At 55.7% G+C, this 25,305-nt stretch carries 14 protein-coding genes; 7 read left to right on the forward strand and 7 right to left on the reverse strand.

Going from position 1 to position 25,305, the window contains the following annotated elements:
- The first annotated feature begins 117 nt into the window (after positions 1–117).
- From VNX88_16240 to VNX88_16270, 7 genes are all read left to right on the forward strand, one after another.
- Positions 118–7,746, forward strand: coding sequence for an MBG domain-containing protein (locus VNX88_16240; GenBank protein ID HWY70219.1), 7,629 nt, complete (start codon positions 118–120; stop codon positions 7,744–7,746).
- Positions 7,747–7,802: 56 nt separating this feature from the next.
- Positions 7,803–9,071 (forward strand): hypothetical protein, encoded by a 1,269-nt coding sequence (locus tag VNX88_16245; GenBank protein ID HWY70220.1) that lies wholly within the window; start codon positions 7,803–7,805, stop codon positions 9,069–9,071.
- 505 nt (positions 9,072–9,576) lie between these two features.
- Positions 9,577–10,224: an energy transducer TonB gene (locus VNX88_16250; protein HWY70221.1), complete on the forward strand. Its 648-nt coding sequence runs from the start codon at positions 9,577–9,579 to the stop codon at positions 10,222–10,224.
- Between the two features lie 90 nt (positions 10,225–10,314).
- Positions 10,315–11,358 (forward strand): alkaline phosphatase family protein, encoded by a 1,044-nt coding sequence (locus VNX88_16255; protein ID HWY70222.1) that lies wholly within the window; start codon positions 10,315–10,317, stop codon positions 11,356–11,358.
- A 102-nt stretch (positions 11,359–11,460) separates the two neighbouring features.
- Positions 11,461–12,663, forward strand: coding sequence for a putative zinc-binding metallopeptidase (locus VNX88_16260; protein ID HWY70223.1), 1,203 nt, complete (start codon positions 11,461–11,463; stop codon positions 12,661–12,663).
- A 33-nt stretch (positions 12,664–12,696) separates the two neighbouring features.
- Entirely contained in the window at positions 12,697–13,752 is a 1,056-nt protein-coding gene (locus tag VNX88_16265; protein ID HWY70224.1) for a hypothetical protein, read from the forward strand.
- Between the two features lie 232 nt (positions 13,753–13,984).
- Positions 13,985–15,883 carry an alkaline phosphatase family protein gene (locus VNX88_16270; protein ID HWY70225.1) on the forward strand — a complete coding sequence of 633 codons (1,899 nt, stop codon included), beginning with the start codon at positions 13,985–13,987 and terminating at the stop codon, positions 15,881–15,883.
- Positions 15,884–16,371: 488 nt separating this feature from the next.
- On the opposite strand, the gene VNX88_16275 is transcribed toward VNX88_16270, so the two are convergent.
- The 7 genes from VNX88_16275 to VNX88_16305 all read right to left on the reverse strand — a co-directional run bounded on the left by VNX88_16275 (position 16,372) and on the right by VNX88_16305 (position 25,193).
- Positions 16,372–17,640 carry a hypothetical protein gene (locus VNX88_16275; protein HWY70226.1) on the reverse strand — a complete coding sequence of 423 codons (1,269 nt, stop codon included), beginning with the start codon at positions 17,638–17,640 and terminating at the stop codon, positions 16,372–16,374.
- 75 nt (positions 17,641–17,715) lie between these two features.
- The gene (locus VNX88_16280) at positions 17,716–17,994 is read right to left on the reverse strand and encodes a hypothetical protein (protein ID HWY70227.1); all 279 of its coding nucleotides are present in this window, start codon (positions 17,992–17,994) and stop codon (positions 17,716–17,718) included.
- Entirely contained in the window at positions 17,991–18,458 is a 468-nt protein-coding gene (locus tag VNX88_16285; protein HWY70228.1) for a cytochrome c-type biogenesis protein CcmH, read from the reverse strand. The genes VNX88_16280 and VNX88_16285 overlap by 4 nt, the downstream gene beginning before the upstream one ends.
- Entirely contained in the window at positions 18,458–20,509 is a 2,052-nt protein-coding gene (locus VNX88_16290; protein HWY70229.1) for a heme lyase CcmF/NrfE family subunit, read from the reverse strand. The genes VNX88_16285 and VNX88_16290 overlap by 1 nt, the downstream gene beginning before the upstream one ends.
- Before the next feature lie 123 nt (positions 20,510–20,632).
- On the reverse strand, positions 20,633–21,010 hold the full coding sequence (locus VNX88_16295) for a response regulator (protein ID HWY70230.1): 378 nt from the start codon (positions 21,008–21,010) through the stop codon (positions 20,633–20,635).
- 47 nt (positions 21,011–21,057) lie between these two features.
- On the reverse strand, positions 21,058–21,372 hold the full coding sequence (locus tag VNX88_16300; GenBank protein ID HWY70231.1) for a DUF2934 domain-containing protein: 315 nt from the start codon (positions 21,370–21,372) through the stop codon (positions 21,058–21,060).
- A gap of 377 nt (positions 21,373–21,749) precedes the next feature.
- The gene (locus tag VNX88_16305; protein HWY70232.1) at positions 21,750–25,193 is read right to left on the reverse strand and encodes an error-prone DNA polymerase; all 3,444 of its coding nucleotides are present in this window, start codon (positions 25,191–25,193) and stop codon (positions 21,750–21,752) included.
- Between the last annotated feature and the right edge of the window lie 112 nt (positions 25,194–25,305).

Here is a 25,305-nt window from a genome sequence, read left to right on the forward strand (position 1 = left end):
ACTTTCGTACTTTCCGCATGACAATGACGCCCACTCCCTCAGCTAGTCAGTAGTGTTTTCGGCGCTTCCTCCCGGGCGCTGCGGCTGCTGCTGTCCACAATCAAAAGGTGACCTCTAATGGCGCGTTCCACTCCGTCGGGTATGTTGCGTTTTCTGCCTTTTTTCGTTCTTTTTCTTTGCGCGGCTACAGGAGTCAGCGCGGCGGCCGATAACACGGGCACAGCGCTAACGACGCCCACTACGGCCACTTTGGGCGCGCCTGCCACGTTGACCGCGACGGTTACTGATAACGACAACCCCGCGCAGCCGACCGGCACAGTCACCTTTCTCGATAACAACGTTCCAATTGGGACCGCTCTTTTGGCGGGAGCGACTCCTAGCTCTTCAACAGCCAGCTTTAGTACGTCCGTTCTTGCTGTCGGTTCACACACAATCACCGCGAGTTACGTTTCAGATAGCGCCACTTTCGCGGGCAGCACTGCGGCGTCAGTCACTCAGGTAATTAACCATCGGCCAACAAGTGTAAATATCACTCTCAATCAGCCCACGATTACTGTGAGGGGCTCAAGTTCAGTGACGTTTACCATCACCGACAATCCTCCGGCGAACGCTTCGGCTGGAACATCCACGGCTGCTGCAAACGCCCTCACCACTGCACGTTCTGGCCACGCTGCAGCGCTGTTGCTCAATGGCAAAGTTTTCGTTGTTGGTGGTTTGGATGGCGCCGCGACGCCGCTTACGAGCGCGGAGCTCTTCGATCCGGGTAACGATCCCACCAACGGAACGTTTTCTAGCGCTGGCAACCTGAACGTCGCGCGAACTGGCGCCACAGCAACACTGTTGCAAGACGGAACGGTTCTGATTCTCGGTGGAAACTCGACCGGGGCTGCACCGGGTGCTCTCAACACTGCAGAAATCTTTGATCCCGTTGCCGGCACGTACACAAACGTGGTTGCCACGATGGGAACCAAGCGATGGGGACACACGGCAACTTTGCTGGCCGATGGCACCGTGTTTATTGCAGGTGGTCAAGACGATACAGGTACTGCTCTCAAGAGCACCGAGGTATTCACTCCAGGCGCAACGCCAGCCACGACAGGAGCCTTCGCAGCAGGAGTTCCGACACTACTCCAGGCGAGATTCGAACACACAGCTTCGTTGTTGCCGAACGGGAAGATCTTGGTTGCGGGCGGAGATACGAATGGCGATGCTGAATTGGTTGATCCCACATCCGCAACTCCGACTGCTACCGGCAGTTTGAACTCTGCTCGCAGTGGACACAGCGCGGCTGTCTTGCCCGATGGAATTGTGCTCATCGCCGGCGGAAGCGTTACAGGCACTGCGGTCGACACTCTCGAGCTGTATGACTCAGTCGCTGGAACTTTCGCGGCCGTTAACCACGCGAGCCCTCGATTCTTGACGAGTCCCAGAACAGGAGCGACGGCGACGCTATTGAATAGCGCGTTTGTGTTCGTGGTTGGCGGTATTAACGCTGCGCCAATGACGGTAGGCAGTGCGGAAAACTACGTTCCTTCATTCGATCCTCAAGGTACAACCTCTCTAACCTCTAATGGGCCTGACACGTTCTCAGGCTGCACTCCGGCGTTGACCGGAACTGGCGTCGTAACCTGCGACGGTTCGGTTACAGCCACTCACGTCGGCAGCGGAACTCATGACATCAGCGGACACTACACTGCGGCCCCAGCCAATCACAGCAACAGCGATACCGCCGCTTCCTCAGCTCTTACTGTCAATAAACAGGCGATCACAGTAACAGCGCAGACGAATACCAAGACTTACGACGGCACCACGACCGCAGCTGCAGTACCCACCGTTAATCCGGCACTGCTGGGCGCCGACACTCCCAATTTCGTCGAGGTATATGACACCAGGAATGCGGGCACAGCAAAGACACTCACACCATCCGGCACAGTAAACGACGGTGACGGTGGAAACGACTATTCCTACACGTTTGTAAACGACACGACAGGCGTCATTAACCAACTCGCGCTGACAGTCACGGCGCAGACGAACACGAAAACATACGATGGCACAACCAGCGCGGGAGCAATCCCGACGTTTGCGCCCGCTCTGGGAACCGGTGACACTGCCAACTTCACTGAGGTGTACGGCAACCGGAATGCGGGCAGCGGCAAGACGCTAATTCCATCCGGCACTGTAACCGATGGCAATGGTGGGAATAACTACGCCTACACATTTGTGAACGACACGACGGGCGTAATCAACCAGCTCGCGTTGACCGTAACGGCACAGACGAACACGAAGACATACGACGGAACGATAAGCGCAGCCGCGATTCCAACGTTCGCTCCTGCGCTGGGAACCGGCGATACAGCAAACTTCATCGAGGTCTACGGCAACCGCAATGCGGGGGTAGGCAACAAGACGCTGATTCCATCGGGCACCGTTAACGATGGCAACAGCGGAAACAACTACAGCTACACCTACGTGAACTTCACCACGGGCACGATCAATCAGTTGGCGTTGACGGTTACGGCGGTGACGAACACGAAGACTTATGACGGCACCACTACGGCGGCGACATTACCGATCTTTGCGCCCGCACTGGGAACCGGCGATACGGCCAACTTCACTGAGGCGTATGGCAACCGGAATGCGGGTAGTGGCAAAACACTGATCCCATCGGGCGCGGTGAGCGACGGCAACGGCGGAGCCAACTACACCTATACGTTCGTGAACAACACGACGGGTGTGATCAACCAACTCGCCCTGACGGTAACAGCACAGACGAACACGAAGACTTACGACGGCATGACGAGCGCAGCCGCCGCGCCGACCTTCGCTCCCGCTTTGGGAACCGGCGACACAGCGAACTTCACCGAGGTGTACAGCAACCGCAATGCGGGAGTAGGCAACAAGACGCTGATTCCGTCGGGCACGGTGACTGATGGCAACGGCGGAGCGAACTACACCTACACCTACGTGAACTTCACCACCGGCACAATCAATCAGTTGGCATTGACCGTAACAGCCGTGACAAATACGAAGACTTATGACGGGACGACAACTGCGGCGGCTGTGCCAACGGTTGCACCGGCGCTCGTTGGCGGCGATACGCCAAACTTCATTGAGGCTTATAGCAACCGCAATGCGGGAGTTGGCAACAAAACCCTGATTCCATCCGGTACAGTGAACGATGGCAACGGTGGCGCCAATTATTCCAATACCTTCGTGAACTTCACCACCGGGACGATCAATCAGCTCCCGTTGACGGTCTCAGCAGTTACGAACACGAAGACCTATGACGGAACCAACTCGGCTGCAGCGGTGCCGACCTTTGCACCCGCTCTTGTAGGTGGCGATACGCCGGCCTTCACGGAAGCGTATTCCAACCGGAATGCTGGAATTGGGAATAAGACGCTGATTCCATCGGGCACAGTGAATGACGGCAACAGCGGAAACAACTACAGCTACACCTACGTGAACTTCACGACGGGCACGATCAATCAGTTGGCGTTGACGGTGACGGCGGTGACAAACACGAAGACTTATGACGGCACCACAACTGCCGCGGCAGTACCGATCTTTGCGCCCGCACTGGGAACTGGCGATACTGCCAACTTCACTGAGGTATACAACAACCGGAATGCGGGGGTAGGCAACAAAACGTTGATTCCATCGGGCACGGTGACTGATGGCAACGGTGGAGCGAACTACAGCTACACCTACGTGAACTTCACCACCGGCATAATCAACCCACTCGCACTGACGGTGACGGCGGTCACAAATACCAAGATCTACGATGCCACGACTTCGGCGTCGGGGATTCCGATGTTTGCGCCAGCGTTGATCGCGCCTGACTCAGCCGGCTTTACCGAGGCGTACAGCACGAAGGATGCAGGTGCAGGCAACAAGACATTGATTCCGTCGGGCACGGTGAACGACGGCAATGGCGGAAATAACTATAGCTACACGTACGTGAACTTCACGACGGGCACAATTGCGCCAAAAGGATTGACCGAGGGCGGTCTCTCGGCGGCGGCCAGTAAGGTCTACGACGGAACAACGAATGCTGCGGTAAGCGGCACAGCTACGCTACAGGCAGTGGAGTTACCGGGCGCCGGAACCACGGCTGACGGCAAGCCCTACTTCGGCGACGCAGTGAGTATCACTGGAACGGCAACCGGCACGTACAACACCAAAGACGTTACAACAGCAAATAGTGTGACTTTTGGTGGATTGGCCCTTACAGGCAGCGAAGCCGGTGACTACACATTGACGATCCAGAGTCCACAGGCAGCGATGATCACGACCGCAGCCCTGACAATTACGGCGAACAGCCGGAGCAAGACCTACGGACAGACAGTCACGTTCTTGGGAACAGAATTCACTGCGAATGGTCTGGTGAGCGGTGAAACTGTCGCTAGCGTAACGCTGACCAGCAGCGGAGCCGGCGCAGGGGCGGCAGTGGGAAGCTTCAACATCGTACCCAGCGCTGCCGTTTTCGGGGTAGGAATAGCCAGCAACTACAACATCACTCTGAGCAACGGAACGTTGACGATCAATCCAGAGCCCTTAACGATTACGGCAAACAGCACCAGCAAAGTCTATGGACAAACCGTAACCTTTGCGGGAACAGAGTTCACCACGAATGGCTTGGTAAACGGCGAGACGATTGGAAGTGTGACTCTCGCTAGCGCTGGTGCTGGTCCCACAGCTAACGCAGGGACGTACAACATCGTGCCGAGTGCGCCTGTGTTCAACTCAGGAACCGCGGGTAACTACAGCATTACGCTGACGAACGGGACGCTCACGGTTAACACCGCGCCCCTAACCGTCACTGCAAATAACAAGAATCGACTGTACGGCGCTGCCAATCCGGTTCTCGACGGAACGCTCATGGGAGTTACCGCTGGGGACACGATCACTGCCAGCTTCTCCACAACTGCCGTGGCGACGACCGGAGTCGGCGCTGTGCCGATTATTGCTTCGCTGAACGATCCGGGCGGTCGGCTGACCAACTACTCAGTTACTAACAACTCGGGCACGCTAACTATCGACAAGGCGCACTTGACGGTGACGGCTAATAACCAAACGCGTACGTACGGTGCCGCCAATCCGAGCAACACGTTTACACTCTCCGGCTTCCAGAATGGCGAGAACCCAGTGAGCGCCAACGTCGCCGGTTCTCCAACGCTGAGCACGGGAGCGGCAGCGACGAGCACAGTCGCTGGCAGTCCGTACACGATCACCGTGGTTGACGCGGGAACCCTCACGGCGCCGAACTACGATTTCACCGCAACCTTCGTAAGCGGACAGCTAACCATCACGCCTGCACACCTGATCGTGACCGCGGATCCGCAGGCGCGGGTCTACGGCGGCGCCAATCCGACTCTCACCGCAACTGTGAGTAACTTCGTCAACGGCGAAAACTTAGCCAGCGGTGGAGTTACCGGTCTGGCGAACTGCACGACGCCCGCAGGCGTTACCAGCACCGTTGCAGGAGGACCGTACACCATTACGTGCACGAATGGCACGTTAGCGGCCAGCAACTACGATTTCCCGGCTTTGAACTTTGTAACTGGGAATTTGACTTTGACACAGGCGCCGCTGTCGATCACCGCAAATAACAAGACTCGGCTCTACGGGGATCCGAATCCCCTACTCGATGGAATTCTCGTTGGAGTTACTGCGGGCGATAACATCACGTCCAGCTTCTCCACGACGGCGGTAGCTACAACCGGGATCGGCACTGTGCCGATTACAGCCACCTTGAACGATCCAGGTAGCCGGCTCGCCAATTACTCCGTCACGAATAACTCCGGCACGTTGACTATTAACCGCGCTCACCTCACAGTGATGGCCGTCAACCAGACACGCCTGTACGGCTCAGCCAATGGCAACACTTCGTTCAACCTGGTTGGGTTCCAGAACGGCGAGAACCAGATCTCGGCCAACGTGACTGGGTCGGCGACTTTGAACAATGCAACCAGCCCAACCACAGCCGTGGGTACGTACGCCATCAGCGTGGTCGATGCAGGGAATCTCTCTGCACCGAACTACGACTTCCTCATGTCAAACTTCGCTAACGGTGTGTTGACGATCACTCCGGCACACTTGATGGTGACGGCCGACTCTCAGGCACGCGTTTATGGCGGAGCGAATCCGACGTTGACTGCCACCATCACTGGCTTCGTCAACGGCGAGTCCCTGGGGACCAGCGGAGTTGCCGGACAAGCTCAGTGCGCCACACCGGCAGTTGTCACGAGCATCGTTGCTTCGTACCCGATCACCTGCACGCAGAACACGCTGGCAGCCGGCAACTATGACTTCCCGGCAGCCAACTTCCTCGCGGGCAGTCTGATCATCAACCAGGCCGGTTTGACGGTTACTGCCAACAACAAGATCCGCACTTACGGAGCGGCCAACCCAACTCTAGATGGCTCTCTTGTTGGCATCACTGCGGGAGACAACATAACCGCCAGCTTCTCTACGGCAGCGACTCCGGCTACCGCGATCGGGACGTTCGTAATCAACGCAGCTCTCAACGATCCAGGCAATCGTCTGGGCAACTACTCGGTAACCAACAATCCGGGTACGTTGACCATTAACCCGGCGCCGCTGACTGTTACAGCGAACAACGCCGGCAAGATCTTTGGACAAACGACGAACTTTGTGGGAACCGAATTCACTACCTCCGGACTGCTGAATGCCGACCAGGTGAACAGCGCTTCTCTGGCTAGCGCTGGCGCAACCGCTGGATCCAATGTGGGAACGTACCCGATCGTTATCACCGCACCTGTGGGCATCGGACTCACTAACTACAATCCGACCACGCTGGTCAACAGCACACTCACGGTCTCCGCAGCCACTTCGGCGAGTAAGGTGACCGTGCCCTTTACTCCAGGAGCGAACGCAGCCAAGTACACGTTTAGCGCAACCGTGAGTCCGCAGTTCTCGGGCACGCCAACCGGTACGGTGACCTTCATGGATAAGGGTGCCGCGCTAGCTGGAGGAGATGGCGGGCAGTCATCCACTGTGACCTTGGTGAACGGCGTGGCGACCTTCACGACAACGGTCGGTCAGCTTGCTCCGGGACAGTCGCACACCATCACTGCCGTCTATAACAAGGACACAAACTTCGCTGCAACAACGTCCCAGGTTGGAGCAAGCGTCTTCATCGCTGCTGCGATTACGACCTCGTCAGGAGCGGCGATACCGGCGCAGACTCTGCAGATCGGCAATCCGACGAACCAGGACGTGACTTACACGAACCTGCAGTGCGCCGTTCTCACTTCCCTGGGGACCACGGTGCAGAGCACGGCTTGCACGGTTAGCCCGTCGGCCAGCCTGCTGGTGCCGAAGAACGGAAGCGCAAACGCTTCGGTCCAGATTGCAACCAGTAACGGCAGCAGCGCGCAGCCGGCTCCGTCATCTGGCGCGCTGCACATGCAGGTGTTCGGCACGTTGTCGCTGGCGTTGCCTGCGGTGGTCTTCCTGCCGCTGGCGATACCCGCTTCTACGCGCAAGAAGCTGCTGCGTCGCAAGGCGCTCACTTGCATCGGCATCCTGCTGCTGCTTGCGTTCGCGGTGGCCTCAATGGGCTGCGGTGGCGGCGGATTCAACAACAAGGGACTGCAACCGGGGTCGGTGATCACTAATGCGACGCCGGTCGGTAACTACACCGTGCAAGTCACGGCTACAAGCTCAGCGACGGGACAGCCAACGGCATTGGGAAGCATTCCGATGACGGTGTCGTTCTAATGCCGGGTCGAAGAGCAACAACAATGATTCACTTCCCGGTGTTGATGGAGGGTTACATGTCAAAGCGAAATCGAAGCAGGGTTCTGGGGCTTCTCGTCGTCGGACTTCTGGGTACAGTTGTGCACGCGCAGACGATCACGGCCCCACCTTGCCCTGGATACAATCCGGTCAACAACACGAACCTGGCCTGCGAAATCGCTACCGCAATCCGTTCGGGTGCAGGACAGGGAGGCAGCTTGTCTTCGCTCCCGGCGGCGCTTGCGGCGCAGGTCAGCAACTTGCCCATTTCGACAGCGGTTTCCGGAACGGGAATCACGTTTGTAAACGGCATTCCGACCTTCAGTACGGAGAGCCTCGGAACCATCCTCACGCAGCGTGGGGATACCCTTGGCAGGCATCGACTCTTTTTCTCGTTCAACTACCAGCGGTATGGATTCGGTAGCGTCGATGGCATCCGGTTCAAGAACTTCGATGGTGTGAACATTACAACATTTGCTGGAATCGGAACCTCATCATTTGTGACACAAAATCGGATCGATCTCACGGTGGACCAATTCACATTTTTAGGCACGTTTGGAATCACGAGTCGGACGGACATCGCACTGATTGTGCCGTTCTCTACGGTGAACCTGACGACAACCTCCAGTGGTTCGCAGTTCAATTTTGATACTAAGGGGAATCCGGTTTCCTCCTCCCAGCTGGGGGCCATCAACCTGGCTGGATCGAAGAGCGGTCCCGGGGATGTAACTGTCAGCCTGAAGCAGAATGTGGTGAAGACGGAAAACAAGATCAGCCTGGCAGTCGGCTCGGAATTCCGTGTTCCGACCGGCGATGAGATCAATTACCTGGGCACCGGAGCATATGGGATCAAGCCGTATGTTGTCGTCTCCCATACCGGGAAGCGGTTTACGCCGAATTTCAACTTCGGATATCAGTGGAACAGCAAATCCAGCCTGTACTTCGATCCCATTTCGGGAGATCACCTGAACCTGCCGGCCAGTCTGTACTACACGGGAGGCATGGACGTAAAGCTGACGAAGCGGCTGACAATGGTGGGCGAGTTCCTGGGACAGTACGTGATCAATGGTCCTCGGATCGTCCTGGCCAAGGTTCCGGTCGGCAGTACCACCTTCACGTCGGTTTCCACCACAGACGCAAACGGGAAGCAGCTGACGTCTTCTTATGCGGTTGATAATGCGGGGGTTGGCTTCAAGATCAACCCGTTTGGCGGCTTGTTGATCAGCGTCGGCGCCCAGTTCAAACTCGACGACGCTGGACTTCGGGCAAAATGGGTGCCGCTCGTGGGAGCTTCATACCGGTTCTAGACTGCGCTCCTTGCAGTAGTTGGACGGCCGCCTTCGGGCGGCTTTTTTTGTTGCTCACAAATCTGGAATCGGGTTATCTAAGTAGTAGGCCGGCTTGATGGGAACGGGATGATTAGGGCGGCGTTGATTGGGTTGATAGCTAATGAGTAAACAGAATTTGGCCCGTCTCAAGAAGCCGAAAAATCCCTGGGCATTCCCAGTTATTTTCTTGCCGGATCGGGAAATGTGCTCTAAGCGCTTTGCTGGTGGTGAGTTAGGGACGAAATTCATGAACTCGCTGTTGTTCGCTGATATTTTCCTTTTCTGGTGCAAATCTCCAGTGTTCATGCGGGTTTGAACAAAAAGACGAAAAACTTCCCGGTGTTTTTCCCTGTTTGTGGGAATTGGTCTTAGCGTCGTTCAGCGTGCAAATGAGGGTCGTCGGCTGAGAACGAGATACTGAATCAGTTAACATACGTGAGAACCAGCATGCGGCGAGGATCGCCGTGCCCGAGCAGGATGCTCGATGTTTAGCAAGCTGCAAGACCGGGAAATTGGCGCCGGGATCCCATCCCGCGCGCTAGTCCTATCGCTCGTCTTGCACAGCGCGGTGCTGGTCTGGCTGTGCTGGCAGCCAGAGCCAATGCTGATCCAGCGCGCCTCAATTATGGCCGGCGACAATGGCAGTTCGCTGGGAATGGTCTACTTGCCCACCGATTCCTCACTCCGCCTTCCCGTCAATGAAGAATCGAACAAGCTGAAGTACATGGCTGCACGGAAACGCTCGCTTAAGCGGCGGCACACGGCTCCGCATCAGACCGACGAGCATCCAACCGAGGCGAAAGTGCAGGCTCTTTCCATGGGCTCTCCCAATGGAGACGCCATACGTGGATCGTTAGCCGGATGGGCTGCACGTCCTGCGCTGCCACTCAACTTTCCCGATCCACACGTGCACGCCTCGGAGCTTCCTCCGGGCGTCACTGGCGATGTGATCGTTGAAGTCACAATCGATGCTGCTGGGAACATCACCAACAAGAAAGTTCTGCAGTCGATCGGCTACGGCATCGATGAAAAGGTGCTGGCCGTTCTCGAGAACTGGCGCTTCACGCCGGCAACAATCCTGGGCAGACCGGTGGCTTCGCGCCAGGACGTCCATTTCCACTTTCCCAGCTAGGGCAACCCCTCGATTCGGTTTCACCCTCGTATCCACAGTAGATGGATATCTACGATGACCCGCATTCCGACGTTTTGATTGGAGTCCATCATGTGGAATTCATTTACAGGGGCGAAATCGGCGAAATCGTCTCCTGGCAGCCCGCTTTTATTTGCTTCATGCACCCTTGCGCTTGCGTTCCTGGCAGGCTGCGGGGGAACGGGAGCGCAATCCTCGCTGAGCAACTCACCAGCCGCCCCAATCCAGACACCGACTCCAACTCCGACTCCAACTCCGACACCCACCCCAACACCCACACCTACACCAACTCCCACCCCAACGCCGACGCCAACTCCCACTCCCACGCCGGCACAACACGGACCTGTGGTTTTGGTATTGGAAGAGAACCACGGATTCTCGAGCGTGATCGGAAACTCCGCGATGCCGTATCTCAACGGCTTGGCGCAGAAGTACGGATTGGCGACGCAGTATTACGCCAACACGCATCCCTCGATCGGCAACTACTTCATGTTTACAACCGGGCAGATCATCACCAATGACGATGGTTACACTGCGACCGTGAGTGTCGACAACCTGGTTCGCCACCTGATCAACGCCGGCAGGACCTGGAAATCGTATGCGGAAGATCTGCCCTTTGTTGGATACACGGGCTCCGACCAGGGTGCTTATTCCGAGCACCACAATCCGTTCTCGTATTTCTCAGATGTTCGCTGCAACTGCCCGCAGCAGCAGAATCTCGTTGGGTTCTCCCAGTTCCAGGCGGATTTGGGCAGTGGGAGACTCCCGGACTTCTCGTTCGTCCTCCCTAACATAAACGATGATGCCCACGATGGCAGTCTTGCAACAGCGGATGCATGGTTGCAGCACAACATCGGTCCTTTGTTCTCCGGCGCGCGGTTCCAAAATGGGGGATTATTAATCGTCGTGTTTGACGAAGCCGAGGAATCAGATGGAACGCGAGGTGGCGGTCGCGTTGCAATGGTGATGGCCGGTCCGAATGTAAAGCCCGGTTACCAGAGCTCGACACTCTACCAGCATGAGAACTTGCTACGAACCATTACAGATTACCTGGGAATCGACGGCAGTATCGGGGCTGCATCCACGGCAAGTCCGATGAATGAATTCCTAAAATAAGCTCCGAGAAGCTGCCTGCACTGAACCAATTTTCTTATACCTCGGCGAGCAGTCAGGCAGCTTCAGGCGCACCCTACGTGCTAACCTGCACGCTAGACCACTGTGCCCGCCTTTGAAAAAGCCCCGCTGGAAGTACAGGAGATCCTGGGCAAGCCCATCCGCGAGCTTGGGCTTAAGCTGGAGGGATCTCCGCTGGAGCGCTTCGTCAATCAGCTCTATCGCGAGCTGGAGGCCAAGGGACTCAAGAAGTTTCGGCCATTGTGCTACTTGACCGACGAGTGGGGGTGTCCATCGGGGGAGCCCGTAATCGGCATACCGTTCTACCTTGCCGATCCCAAGCTGTCTCGGCTGGAAAAGGAGATGAATGACCTGGAGGACTCGCGGCAAATCATGATGTATCTGCGTCATGAGGCGGGACACGCTGTCAATTACGCCTACGCGCTGTACAAAACGCCGGAATGGAAAGAGGTGTTCGGACCCTTTCGGCGTCCTTATCGCGATCAGTATCGTCCTGTGCCTTTCTCCCGCAACTACGTGCGACACATGGAAGGTTGGTATGCGCAGAAGCATCCGGACGAAGACTTTGCCGAGACCTTCGCGGTGTGGATTACTCCGCGTTCACGGTGGCGAGAACGGTATAAGTCTTGGCCGGCGATGCAGAAGCTGCGGTACGTCGATCGTATGGCTCGGCGGGTTGGCGGCCTCGATCCGGTGCGCACGCACGGCGATACCGACATCACAGTGGAAGAGATGGAGACGACAGTCGCCGAGTTCTACGAGCGGGCGATGAGCGAGCAGCCATCGCCCGAAGATTTAGCGCTCGATACCGACTTGGAAGACATCTTCAACGTCTCTCCACGCAAACGTAAAGGCGTGCGAGCGGCCGCGGATTTGCTGCGCGAGAACCGTCAATCGCTGGTGCAGAAGCTCACGTATTGGACTGGCGTGCAGCGTCCGCTGGTGAGGAAGCTCGTGGAATCGATTGAAAATCGGGTTGCAGACCTGCAATTAAAGGCGGAAATCCAGCGTGAAAAGGAATATTTGACTGAGATTACCGTTTACGCGACAGCACTTGCGATGAACTACGTCGCGCGCGGAAAGTTTGTTCCTACTACGGAGAAGAAGAACCAAAAGGGGAATAGGTTACAGGTTACAGGGGACAGGGAACAGGGGGCAGGGAACACGGAAGAGAGAAGAAGAACCAAAGGGCAGGAGTCAGGCGATGGAATTCCGAAACCGCCAACGGGATATGAAGAAGAACCTGAGAGCGAAAGCAAACGGGAATCCAAGGACGTTGCCCTGTAACCTGTCCCCTGTAACCTGTTCCCTAATTTTCCTATGACTGAAAAACTCAAAATAGCGATCCTATACGACACTTGGGGCGAGGACGAAGCTGAGGTGCCGCCCGAGCCCAAGCGCAAGTCGCGCAAGCGCACTCGCCGTCGCCGCGAGAAGCATGATCGCGAAGAGATCTTTGAAGCGTTGGAAAAGCTTGGTCACGAGCCCAGCTACGTGGCACTCGATGGCACCGATAAGACACTGTCGGCGCTCGGCAAGAACGATGCCGACTTATTTTTCAATCTCACCGAGTCATATGCGGGTGACGACACCAAGGAGATGCATGTAGCCGCGTACCTAGATCTCCTAGGCCGCATGTACACGGGAGCAGGTCCGCAGGGGCTGTATCTGGCTCAAGATAAGTCACTGGCGAAAAAGCTTTTCAAGTTTCATGACATCCGAAGTCCGTACTTCGCGACCTGTTACCGCGGACGCCTCGACCATGCCGAAGATGTCAAGTTTCCGTTAATCGTGAAACCCACATCGGAGGACGGCTCCATCGGCATTGATCAGAACTCCGTGGTCAATTCCGTTAAGGAACTCATGGAGCGCATTCACTACATCCAGGAGGAGTTCGACTCGCCTGCACTGATCGAGGAATACATTGAAGGCCGCGAAATCTACGCAGCGGTAATCGGCAATGACCAAGCGGAGGCGCTACCGTTGATCGAATTGGATCTCTCCAAGCTTCCAGAGGGCATGGCCAAAGTCGCAGGAACCGAAGTGAAGTGGGAAAAGGACAGCGAGGCGTACAAAGTTACGAAGTCCGCACCGGCAGAAGACCTGAACGATGAGGCGGTCGATCGCCTTTCCAGGACGGCATTGGCTACCTATCGCACGCTGCAGCTTCGCGATTATGGTCGTATTGACATGCGCCTCACATCTAAAGACGAGGTCTATGTGATCGAGGCCAATCCAAACCCTTGGCTTTCCAGCAACTCTGAGTTCTTTATGGCTGCCAAGAAATCCGGGAGATCGTATACCGAAATGGTCGAGGAGATCGTGGACTTAGCTCACTCGGACCGGCGGCGTCGTGATCGCGTGCGTATTGGCTGAACGGCGTCACCGATTGTGATCGGTGAACAGAAGAGCACGATGCGTCCACAACGTTTAAGGTTGCCGTCCCGCAACTGATCTCCAAGTGTCAAGGCATTAACCTTAATCGGCAACCCACAAGAGAGCTGCTGCTTCCAACGCAGTATGCAGTATAGGGAGTAGCTCTTTGTTGAAACACTCCAACTTTGCACGTGCACTTCGTCTATCAGCGGCGGCCGCCTGTATTGTGCTCATGTCTGGCTGCAGGGGCCTGAACCAGTCTGGATCGAATACTCCACCTCCGAATCCCGGAACGGGAGGCTCGACGGGAGGCTCGGGCGGAGGAGGCGGATCGGCAGGGAACATTACTGCGCTGAATCACATTGTCTTCATGTTCCAGGAGAACCGCTCCTTCGATCACTATTTCGCCCGCCTAAACACCTATCGCAAAGCAAATGGTTTGGGCGGCGCCAGTGATGTCGACACGCTCGACGCACTGACGACGGCGCCTACGAACCCCGCCGATGCCGATGCGCCATTGAGTTGGAACAGCGCAAACGCTGTTTCAGTCAGCATTAATGGGGCTCCAGCCGGCTCAACCAGCGGGAACATGAAAGTAGCCCCCGCAACTGCAACGCTCTACACTGCCACGGCAACCTCGTCGACTGGGCTGACGGCGGACGCGTCGGTTGTTGTAGGCACGACTCCCGACAGCGGGGCTAGCATGGTTGTTGGTGCTAGTCCAATGAAAGTCGCGCCCGGAGGGACATCGATGCTCACTTGGGCCACGCGGGACGGATCCAGTGTGACCATCACGCCTGCGCCAGATCCGTTGCACACGCAGGCTTACGGACCAAACGCTAGCGCGATGGTAAAGGCGCCGACGACTCCAGGTTCGGTTACCTACAACTTCACTTCGAGCAGCGGCTTGACTGGCTCAATCACTCTCACCGTTGCAGCTCCCGTTGCAGGAGAACCAACTGTCACAATCACTCACAACAATCAGGGACATGTGAGCGTGGGCAGCGCTGTAAACGTGCAGTCCTTTAAGCTGACTGACCAGTGCGTTGAGGATTTCAGCCCCGATTGGCTCGAAAGTCATGGAGCCTTCAACCGCGACGAGCCCGCCTCCAATACATGGCTTGGCAACGGCTTTGTTCACATCACTGCGGGATTTTCGCAGTTCGCCAACTCACAGAACGATCATCATCACTACTTCGACGTTCGCGGCGAGCGAAACATGGGGTACTACGACGAGAGTATTCTCCCGTTCTACTACTTCCTGGCGTCGCAATTCGCGACGTCAGATCGCTTCTTCTCGCCAATTCCTTCGAATTCAGCGCCGAATCGGTTTGCTGAACTCGCGGCAACCAGCGCTGGATATGCTCATCAGCCGCCGCAACTGAATGTGAAAAATATTTTTGAGCTTCTCGACAACGCAGGCGTTTCATGGAAGGTCTATTACTCCGATGTAAGCCAGTCTGGAGTACCGCTCACAACGCTGACGAACTTCGTTTGGGGCGCGCAGCACACAGACGCGAAACATCTCGCTCCAGTGGACTGCACGAACGCCACTACGCCATGTGCATCCGGCCAAACTGACTACTTCACCGATCTCAAGAGCGGAACTTTTCCCGCTGTCGCGCTGATTGAACCCGGCTTTGAGAGTGGACGCGATGAGCACCCAGGGAATCCCGTGCAGCTAGGGGCGGTGTATGACCTGAAACTCATTCAGGCATTCGTGTCGAGTCCAATCTGGAAGGATTCGGTTTTCTTTCTGACTTACGACGAGGCTGGAGGTTTCTACGATCACGTGCAGCCGATGTCGACAGTTAGTCCTGATGGGATCGCGCCAAAGGATCTGCAGTCAAAAGATCCAGCCGGAGACTTCACACGAACTGGATTCCGACTCCCATTGATGGTTGTTTCCCCTTATGTGAAACCACACTTTGTCTCGCATCAGGCGTCAGATACCACTGCGATCCTGAAGTTCATTGAGCAACGCTTCAATTTGCCGAACCTTACCAAACGCGACGCAGCGCAGCCGGACCTGGACTTCTTCGATTTCACTAAGGCTGCATGGGCAACGCCTCCAACACTGCCAAATCAGCCGGCGGATGCTCCGTGCGCAGCGTATGCGAAGAATCCTTAAACCCCTGGAACAGGGGACAGAGCTACAAACGATCGCAGGGCCTTTTTTTGCTGATTCTCAATCTAAAGGACTTAGCATTGATATCCCCGTGAGATCCCCGGGGATATCCCCTCGTGATCCCCTCGGATATCCCCTGTGGTCCCCTCGGATATCCCCTATGATCCCCAGCGACCTTCAGTATGATGCCTGAGATCTTCGGGGGATTTTGGAGCTGAGGAAGCACTCTTGAGTAAACCCTTTCTCCGAGGCTCAGCGAGCATGGCCCTGTGCCCAGACCCATGATTCCCGAAGTGGAATTCGCACGCACCTCTCGATGATGGCGCAGGTAGGCGGAAAAAGCAAGCTTCATCCGTTGCTCTACAACTTTTCTGGTTCAGACTGCTCAACAACTTACGAAGGAGACAAGAAATATTTTTGTCATCCGTTGCTCTAAAGCGAAAGCACGGGCCGCGCTCGGTCAAGCTCACAGGAAGATGATTTTGAGAGAACTACGCTTTGGATCGTGCGATTGCGCGCTTAATGGTTAGATCGAGGGCTGCCTTGGCTTGCTGGTAGTCTACGTCTGAGATCTTGCCTTGAAGCCTCTCAGTTTCGAGTTGAAATAACTCTTCCTTCATCGCTTCAAGAAGTGATACTTGTGTCGAACTGACAGCGCTCTTCACCGCAGGCGCGCTTGCAATGGGTGCAGTGGCTGCTTGTGTCCGTGGCTTTTGGTTCATCACCACAATGGCTCCCACCACAAGAGCCGCGCCTAATCCGCCAATGATCCACCAACGGTAGGCATGCAGTGGGTCGGGAGTTTCCTCCGGGCGCCCCAGGCCGCCCCCCGGGCGATTATCCGGAGCGCCTCCTCCGCTGGCCACCTGTCCATCGCCAGCTTCGCTGTCCTGCGCATCGCGGGGAATCTGTCCAGTTCCTGAAACGGAAAAGGCCAGCGTCTTGCGCACTGGCACGTTGTGGGCGACGAAGATGCTCATGCCCTTCTCTTCTCCACCGCTGGCGAAGTCCGAGCTCCCACCACTGAACTGCATGCTCTTGGGAAGCATCACGACCACGTCTTCCATAGGCGTGAACACCTGTGGTTGGAAGGAAAAGCTTCCGGAGTAGGGAACGTGATAGCCGATCTGGAACTTGGTTTCACCGGGACGAATCGGGAATACGTATGCGTAACGGTTCTTCTCTCCTGTTGGGACCGGAGCTGAGTTTACGGGCATGCCGCCCGGACCGGCTGCCAACGAAGCATCCACTATCGAACCCTCTGGCAAGGTGAATTCAAAGCTACGCTCGCTCATCTGGGTGCGCGGCGGCTTGGAATTGTTTTGCAGGACGAAGAGCTGGGTGATCGTCATTTGCCCAGTATCGGCCTGCACGCGCATGATGTCCGCTCTACCGGCGACGCCGTCAACTTGCTTCCCCGCATCGTAGACGTCTACCTGAACGCTCGTAGTTCCGGCAGGAGCGGGTCTGAAGTAGTTCACGCCCTGGTGGGTCACGCGTACGAGATGCTGTCCTCCATCATCCGGAACGGGCAGTGTGAATTTCCCCTGAGCGTCAGTCTTAGTGCGGGCAGCTTCCTGCATACCCTCACTGAGCTTCAGCAGCACAACATCGTCCGCTGCTGAAGGTTTCTCGACGGTCTTATTGGTGACGGTGCCCGTGATATTAGCGGCTAAGCACGACGTCGTTAGTGTGAGTAGAGTGCAGACACGAGCAATTCTCTGATGATCAAAAAGCGAGCGTGCGATAAAACGAATCATTGGATGGTGTTTAGCGTTGCGATATATATGATCTGTTGAAGCAAGTCCACGCCGGGCGAGTGCTATGCAGGTTCACTAGACAGCGTGTGCAGTCTCTTGTAACGCGCTGATCTCCGCCAAAACCTCCGCGGCTTCAGCTTCCAGGGAATTGCGCAAGGATTCGTAGTCTTCAGCAGGATATTTACCGGCTTTGAAGTCGAAGTTCAAGTCGCGAAGGTTCTCATAAATCACTTGCTTGCGCTCTTCCAAATGCACCAATCGCGGCTTGTCGGTTGCGCGCTCGAAGGCAACTCCCGGAGCAAAGACATATGCCAGCAGGGCAACAGCAAACAGAATACAGATTCCGATAATCAAAGGAACGTCTCCCTGCGTGCCTGATCGCGGTAAGTATCCAGCGCCGCAGTTGTGCCAGGTAGCCCCGCGTGCGCAGGTTGACGCGCTTTCCAGTTGCGAATCAGAATCACTGCCATGAGCGCACCCGCCAGAAAGACTGCGAAAGGCATGATCCATGCAACCCTATCAAAGCCGCGCATGGTAGGAGCAGCCAGCACCGTAGTTCCGTACTCTTTCACGAAGGTTTGCAGGATATTTTCATCGCTACTCTCGCGCTGAGTGGCGGCGAGGAGCTGTTCGCGCATGCGATCCGAGTAGGTACAGCCAACGTGGTTGCACTCCAGAAGTATCTGATTGCACCCGCATACGCACATCATTCGGTGTCCCAGATCGGTAAATCGAGCGCGATCCCCGCTAGCGCCAAGAAGCGCGACGGACAGCACTACCGTGAGACAGGAAATGCTCAACTGCCGGAATACCTTCATCAGTCACCCGCCTCGACCGGCTCAGAGTTGACTGGCAGAGGAACGGTAGCTGGCCTCAGTCGTTGAGCAGAGGGAACTGCAGCGGCGGAGATCGATGGAATCATTGCTACCACCGTGCCAAAAATCAGCACCCACACTCCCGTCCAGATCCACATTACCAGCGGATTTATGAACACCTTGATGATCGGCTTGTCAGTGTCCAGGTTCTTGCCGGCGTAGATGACGTAGAGATCTTCAATCGGCGTCGAATGGTTTGCCACGATAGTGTCGGGCTGCTGGCTCGCCTTGAAGAATTTCTTGGCCGGGAACATCTGTCCGATCGGCTTCCCGTTTTTGTACACATTCAGAATAGCGTACTCGATGCTGTAGTTCGGATTGTCTTCCTGCGTGTAGTTATCGCAAACCAGTGTGTAAGGTCCGATTTGCATCTGCTCATGGAAGCCCAGCTCTTGTTCTTTTTGCTGATTGAAGGCAGCACCAGCCAACCCGATCACAATTACCACTACGCCGAAGTGGACGATGTATCCACCGTAGCGACGCGTGTTTCGGCGCGTGAGAGTCACCATCGAGGCGAAGAGATTTTGTCCCGTGTGTCGGGCGATCACTCGGCCACCGCGAACAAACTCAGAGATGATGGTTGCTGTTACCAGAGCAGCCAGCGAAATCGCCATTAGCGAATAGAAATGAGCGGCATCTTCCCAAGGCCGCACACCAAAGCCCATCAAGATAATTGCGGTAGCTACGGCGGCAATTACCGGGATAGTGAAGTTGCGTTTCAAGCTTGCCCACGATGTGCTCCGCCAGGCTAGTAGGGGCGCTACGCCGGTTAGCAACAGGAGGAACATTGCAATGGGAACGTTTACGCGATTGAAAAACGGTGGTCCAACTGTAACCTTGTGCCCCTGAACCCATTCTGAAAGCACCGGGAACAGAGTTCCCCAAAGAATCGCAAAGCATGACGCGAGGAGCACGAGGTTTTGAAAAAGGAAACTGGATTCGCGGGAAAGCAACGATTCCAGGCGATGCTCGCTCCGCAGGTGATCGCGGTTCCTGATGTAGAAGTAGAGACAGACCGTGAAGATAGTTCCCAAAAACCACATGAACCATTCGCCAATCGAGGACTGCGCGAACGCGTGCACCGAACTTACAACGCCGCTACGAGTGAGAAAGGTCCCAAAAATGGAAAGCATGAACGTGGAGAAGATAAGCCAGACATTCCACGTTTTCAGCATGCCTCGCTTCTCCTGCATCATCACCGAATGCAGGAAGGCCGTTCCTGTCAGCCAAGGGAAGAAAGACGCGTTTTCGACGGGATCCCAGCCCCAATAGCCACCCCAGCCAAGCACCGAGTACGCCCAGTGGGCACCGAGAAAAATCCCGCATGTCAGGAATCCCCAAGTAACCATGGTCCAACGACGGGTAATGTGGATCCATTTCTCACCCGGGTACTTCATGATCAGGGCACCGAGTGCAAAGGCAAACGGGACCGCGAATCCCACGTATCCCAAGTACAGCATTGGGGGGTGAATCACCATTTCGGGATACTGGAGTAGTGGATTAAGTCCATTGCCATCCGCTGGGATGTTCCCGGTTACGAGTGCGAAGGGTCGGGCGGCAAAGTTGAGTAGCAACAAGAAGAAAAGCTGCACTGCTGCCAGGATTGTGGAGGCATATGCCGTAAGCTTTACGTCCACCTTGTGCCGCAGACGCAGCACCAACCCATAAGTGCTTAGCAAAAACGCCCAGAAGAGCAGGGAGCCTTCCTGCCCCGACCAAAGTGCGGCAAACTTGTAAGGAGTGGGAAGGTCGCGATTGGTGTGGTGCAGGATGTAGGCCACCGAGAAGTCATTATTCAGTGCCGCCCAAACTAAGGCAAAGGCGGCTCCGGCAACGGCTACCCAGATTGCGATCCCTGCTCGGCGCGCGGTTTCCGCAAGTCCATCGCTTTGAATACCCACGGCTTGCCGCCGGAGAGCAAGAGCCCCGAACAACAGGCAATATCCGCTCAAGACCAGAGCGAAGAGCAGTGCGAAGCTTCCAAACAGAGGCATAGCAGGAAAATTAGTAACTACACAGTCGGGAATGTTCCGGAAGCCACAATTCTACCTGCTTTTGCAAGGATCTCGCCCATCCAAATGGTCTAGATGGTAGTCGGAAATCGGATGTGACAGATGTCACCGTTGTTCTGACTTAGCAACGGCCGACTTGACGAGTTTGATCAATTCCGGGGGCGGGCATGGCTTCTGACGGAACAGGATATCCATGCCGGCATATTCCTGTTCTGCTTCGGCCAATCCACTGATAACAATGACGGGAACCTCGGGATTTACCTTGCGGACAAGACGGACAAAGTCCGACCCGGTGGCTTCCGGCATGACGTGGTCCGTGACGATTACCCCGATCTTCTGGGCATCGGAGAGGCTGCGAAGCAGGGCAAGTGCGCTGTCGGCACTGGTGGCGATCTGTACCTCGAGTCCGGCCTGGCTTAGCACCGTCTGCCGAGTCGAAAGCTGAACCGGATTGTCATCAACCAGGAGAACAGTTTTGCTCAACGCGCTCTTACCCTTTCGCTTTACGTTAGAAGTGGATACTTCGGATGTTATCTGTGGCCTCGCAGTTCTGCCTCTGCGCGGAACCAGTCATCCACGTGTTTTCCGTGCTGTCCGCCGCGCTGCATGTACAACTCATAAGCGCGCTGACGGATTCTGTCTTCGCTCACGCTAAGGTAGACACTAGTGTCGGTAGCCCGTGAGGGCAGCGGGACGTCCGCATTAGCGGCCTTGCTTTCGGCAGCAGAGCTCATTTGTAGAACAGAGCTCGGGATTTTCTTTTTTGATGCGGTGGCGGCGCCATTGCTCCCAGCGTCGCCGTTAGCGTTAGCCGTCGTTTTATTGGAACCTTTTGCTCTTGCCATGGGGGACTTCTCCAAATTCGCGGATTGTTACTGTTGAGTACTCAAGGTTGAGCAGAGACCGAAGCGATGCCCGCGGATCACTCACAACAGTTTTGATTCTAACAAGCAGAAGGGTTGTGGAGGAAAGGCGTTTCAGGAAAAAGCGTTTCAAGAGAGGCGTTTCAGGGAGATGCGTTTCAAATGAAGCTTAATTTTCTAAGTTGTTGTTCCCAACCTTACTTGTGGATTAAGGTGCAAGCCCCCTGTTTCCCGGATTTTGCTTTGTGTTAAGTGACTGTTCGTAAATTTCAAGAAAGAGGTGACGAGATACGCCTCATTCGAAACGCTTTCCCTTGAAACGCCTTTCTTGAAACGATTCTCCTGAAACGCTTTACGTCCTAGTGAAAGTCATGGGACCGAGTCACGGCGTCAGTGATCTCTAGCCGGCTCACTCGCAAGGCCTTTACAGAAATCACGTTCTCCACGTTCTGCAGAATCCCCTCAATTAAAAGAAAACGCTCGTGGATGACTAGTAAGCGGTTCTGATCGTACAGATCGGGCATGATGATCGCATTGGAGATTCCGGTTTCGTCCTCAAGACTAAGAAAGATAAAGCCATTAGCGGTTCCGGGACGTTGCCTTGCAATCACACAGCCTGCGATACGAGTGAATTGCCCGTGTTTTAAGTGGCACAGGTCGATAGCCCGAACCACCCGCATGCGATTCATCTCTTCGCGGCGATAAAGCATGGGATGCGGCCCAACCGTCAGGCCAGTTCCGTGGTAATCGGCGATGAGGCGCTCTTCGGATGTCATTTGCGCTAGAGGTGATGGGGGATCAGGCTCCACGATATCCGCGATTAAAGGTCCTTCCACCCATGCTGCTTTCTCCACTTGCCACAATACGTCGCGGCGGTGGAATTTCGCGTTAGGCAGGGCTTGACGTGCCGAAAAATACTTTTGATTCTCGGTTCGCGTCAGGGCATCGACTTTCAGTCGTGCCGAAAGTGGTTGCGATATTTCTCCCTCCTTAGCGTGCTCAGGTTTTGTGGAAAGAACGCCTTCATTAAAAGTACTTACCTCAGCGGCTAAAGCCGAATTAATTTCCGAATTCTTATCGGCACGTCTGAAGCCGGTGCCCTTCCCCAAATCTGCAGCAGCATGTTGACTCGGCGAAAAAGGTCCCCCGAGTCCGTTCAAAGCTCCAATCTGTGCGAGCGTGTTTAATTCATTCCGACGCAACTCCGGAACACGACGCGCTAAATCGTCCACCGAAGAAAATATTTTGCGATTGCGTTCATTCACCAAAGCCAGCGCCGCTTCTTCACGCAGGCCGCGAACATAGCGCAATCCCATACGCAATGAAATGCCGCAGCTGGGCCGGTTATGCGGAGCGTCGCCGCCGCACTCGCATTCGAGGGTGCAGGGCCAATATGAACGCGTCACATCCACAGGCCGAATCCTCAATCCATGCCGCTGCGCGTCTTTCACGATCGTCGCTGGATGATAAAAACCCATCGGTTGATTGTTTAGAAGGGCTGCTGTGAACGCCGCCAGATAGTGACACTTGAGATATGCGCTGGCATACGCCAGCAGCGCGAAGCTGGCGGCGTGCGATTCGGGGAATCCGTACAATGCGAACGAGACGATGGACTGAACGATTTCGTCCTGAGCTTGCTGACCGATACCGTTCTCGGTCATGCCGCTACGCAGCCGCGTTTCAATAACTGCCATTTTGGCCTGGGAGCGTTTATTACCCATCGCGCGACGTAGCTCCTCGGCTTCGCCTCCGCTAAAGTTGGCAACCACCATCGCCATGCGCAGAAGCTGCTCCTGAAAGAGTGGAACGCCAAGGGTGCGTTTTAATACCGGCTCGAGTTTTGGATGAGCATAGCTGACAGGCTCAAGGCCTTGCCGGCGTTTCAAATAGGGATTCATCATCTTGCCCACAATCGGACCGGGCCGAATGATCGCCACTTGAATCACGATGTCGTAGAAGCATTTCGGACGATTGCGTGGAAGCGCCGACATCTGCGCTCGGCTCTCTACCTGAAAGAGTCCAACAGTGTCGGCTTGCTGCAGTCCCTCATAGACCTGCGGATCATTTTGCGGGAGCTGGGCCAATTCCACGCGATCACCGTAATGCTGCGGGATCAGTTCGATGCAATCTTCGAGCACCGCCATCATTCCTAATCCCAGCAGATCGATCTTCACCAGATTGAGATCAGCGCAATCTTCCTTATCCCACTGCACAACTACTCGCCCGGGCATGCTGGCCGCCTCAAGCGGCACTACAGAGCTAAGCTGTCCCTGGCAGACGACCATGCCGCCAGAATGTTGGCCAAGATGACGCGGCAGATCTTGCACACGCAGAGCAAGGTCGAGGAATTTCGAGATGCGTGGATGGCAAAGATCAAATCCTGCGTGGCGGAATTGCTGCTCCATCGTGTCTGTCGGTCCTTTCCACTCCCATGAACCAACCAGCGCGGACAATCGATCCAGAGTCTCGACATCGAAGCCGAGCGATTTGCCTACCTCGCGGGCTGCCGAGCGTCCGCGATAGGTAATGACATTTGCTGTCATGGCGGCTCCGTGTGCGCCGTACTGCGCGTAAACATGCTGAATTACGCGCTCGCGCTGGTCACCGCTGGGCAAGTCGAGATCGATGTCCGGCAACTCGCCTCGTTCTGCGGAAAGGAAGCGCTCAAAGAGCAACTCCATGCCCACTGGATCGATGGCTGTAATTCCCAGCGCATAACAAACGGCGCTGTTGGCAGCCGATCCACGCCCTTGCACCAGAATGCGTTGTTCGCGGCAGAAGCGAACGATGTCCCATACGATGAGGAAATAGCCTTCAAGTTTGAGACGCTCGATGAGCGCCAGTTCGCGTTCGATTTGCTGCTGGGCGCGTTCACGCAAATCAGGCGACTTCTGCCTGTAGCGCTCATGCATGCCTTCTCTGGTGCGTTCGTGAAGAAACGAAATCGTCGTCTCCCCCGCAGGCACCGGATACCGTGGAAATTCGTATCCAAGATCCTTCAGCGTGAACTTCAGTCGGCTGGAAAGCATCGTGGTATTTGAAATTGCTTCCGGCAGATCGGCAAAGAGCTGTTCCATTTCGGCAGGTGTACGAATGAATCGTTCGGAGTTGATCGAGAGCAGGCGCCCTGCATTCTCCAGTTGCCGGTGATGACGAATGCAGGTGAAGACATCAAGAATCTCGCGCTCCGCAGCCGTTGCATATGACACACCGTTTGTCGCAAGAATGGGAAGACTTAGTTTGCGCGCAATGGCGACCGCAGCCTGGTTGCGAGCTTCTTCGCGTCGATCGAAATGTCTTTGCAACTCCACGTATACATTCTGCGGACCGAAGATGCGCATCATGCGCTCCACTGCGCGCACTCCTTCCTCGTATCCACCGCGCATGAGAGCCTCGGCGAGCGGGCCGTCTTCGCCGCCGGTAAGACAGACCAGTCCACTAGCATGCTCTTCCAGTTCCTCTATCCGAGCTGCGCTTTCTTCTTTCTTTGCGCGCAATTTCGTGCGGGTAATGAGCCGGCAAAGATTCTGATATCCCTGACGCGATTCGACGAGCAAGGGATAACGTGCGGGTCCAGCTTCGCCGAAGAGAGTGTCATCGACTGTGACTTCCGCACCGATATGAGCGAGAATGTTGAACTTCTGAGCTGCCAAATGAAATCGCGGTGCTCCGTATACGCCATTGCGATCGAGCAGCGCCATCGCCGGCATGCCGTAGTCTGCACAGACAGCAATCAGGGCTTCGGGCAGGGAAGCGCCTTCGAGAAAGCTGAAAGCAGATCGGGAATGGAGTTCTATGTACATCTTTTTTAGCCGGATTTCACCACGAAGATACGGAGTCACGGAGAAAGGCCCGAGAGAAACCACAAAGGACACGAAGGGTCACAAAGGATTCGGGCTTGATTCCCTTCGTGCT

This window comes from Terriglobales bacterium, from assembly GCA_035567895.1.
Lineage (GTDB): Bacteria > Acidobacteriota > Terriglobia > Terriglobales > Acidobacteriaceae > Gp1-AA112.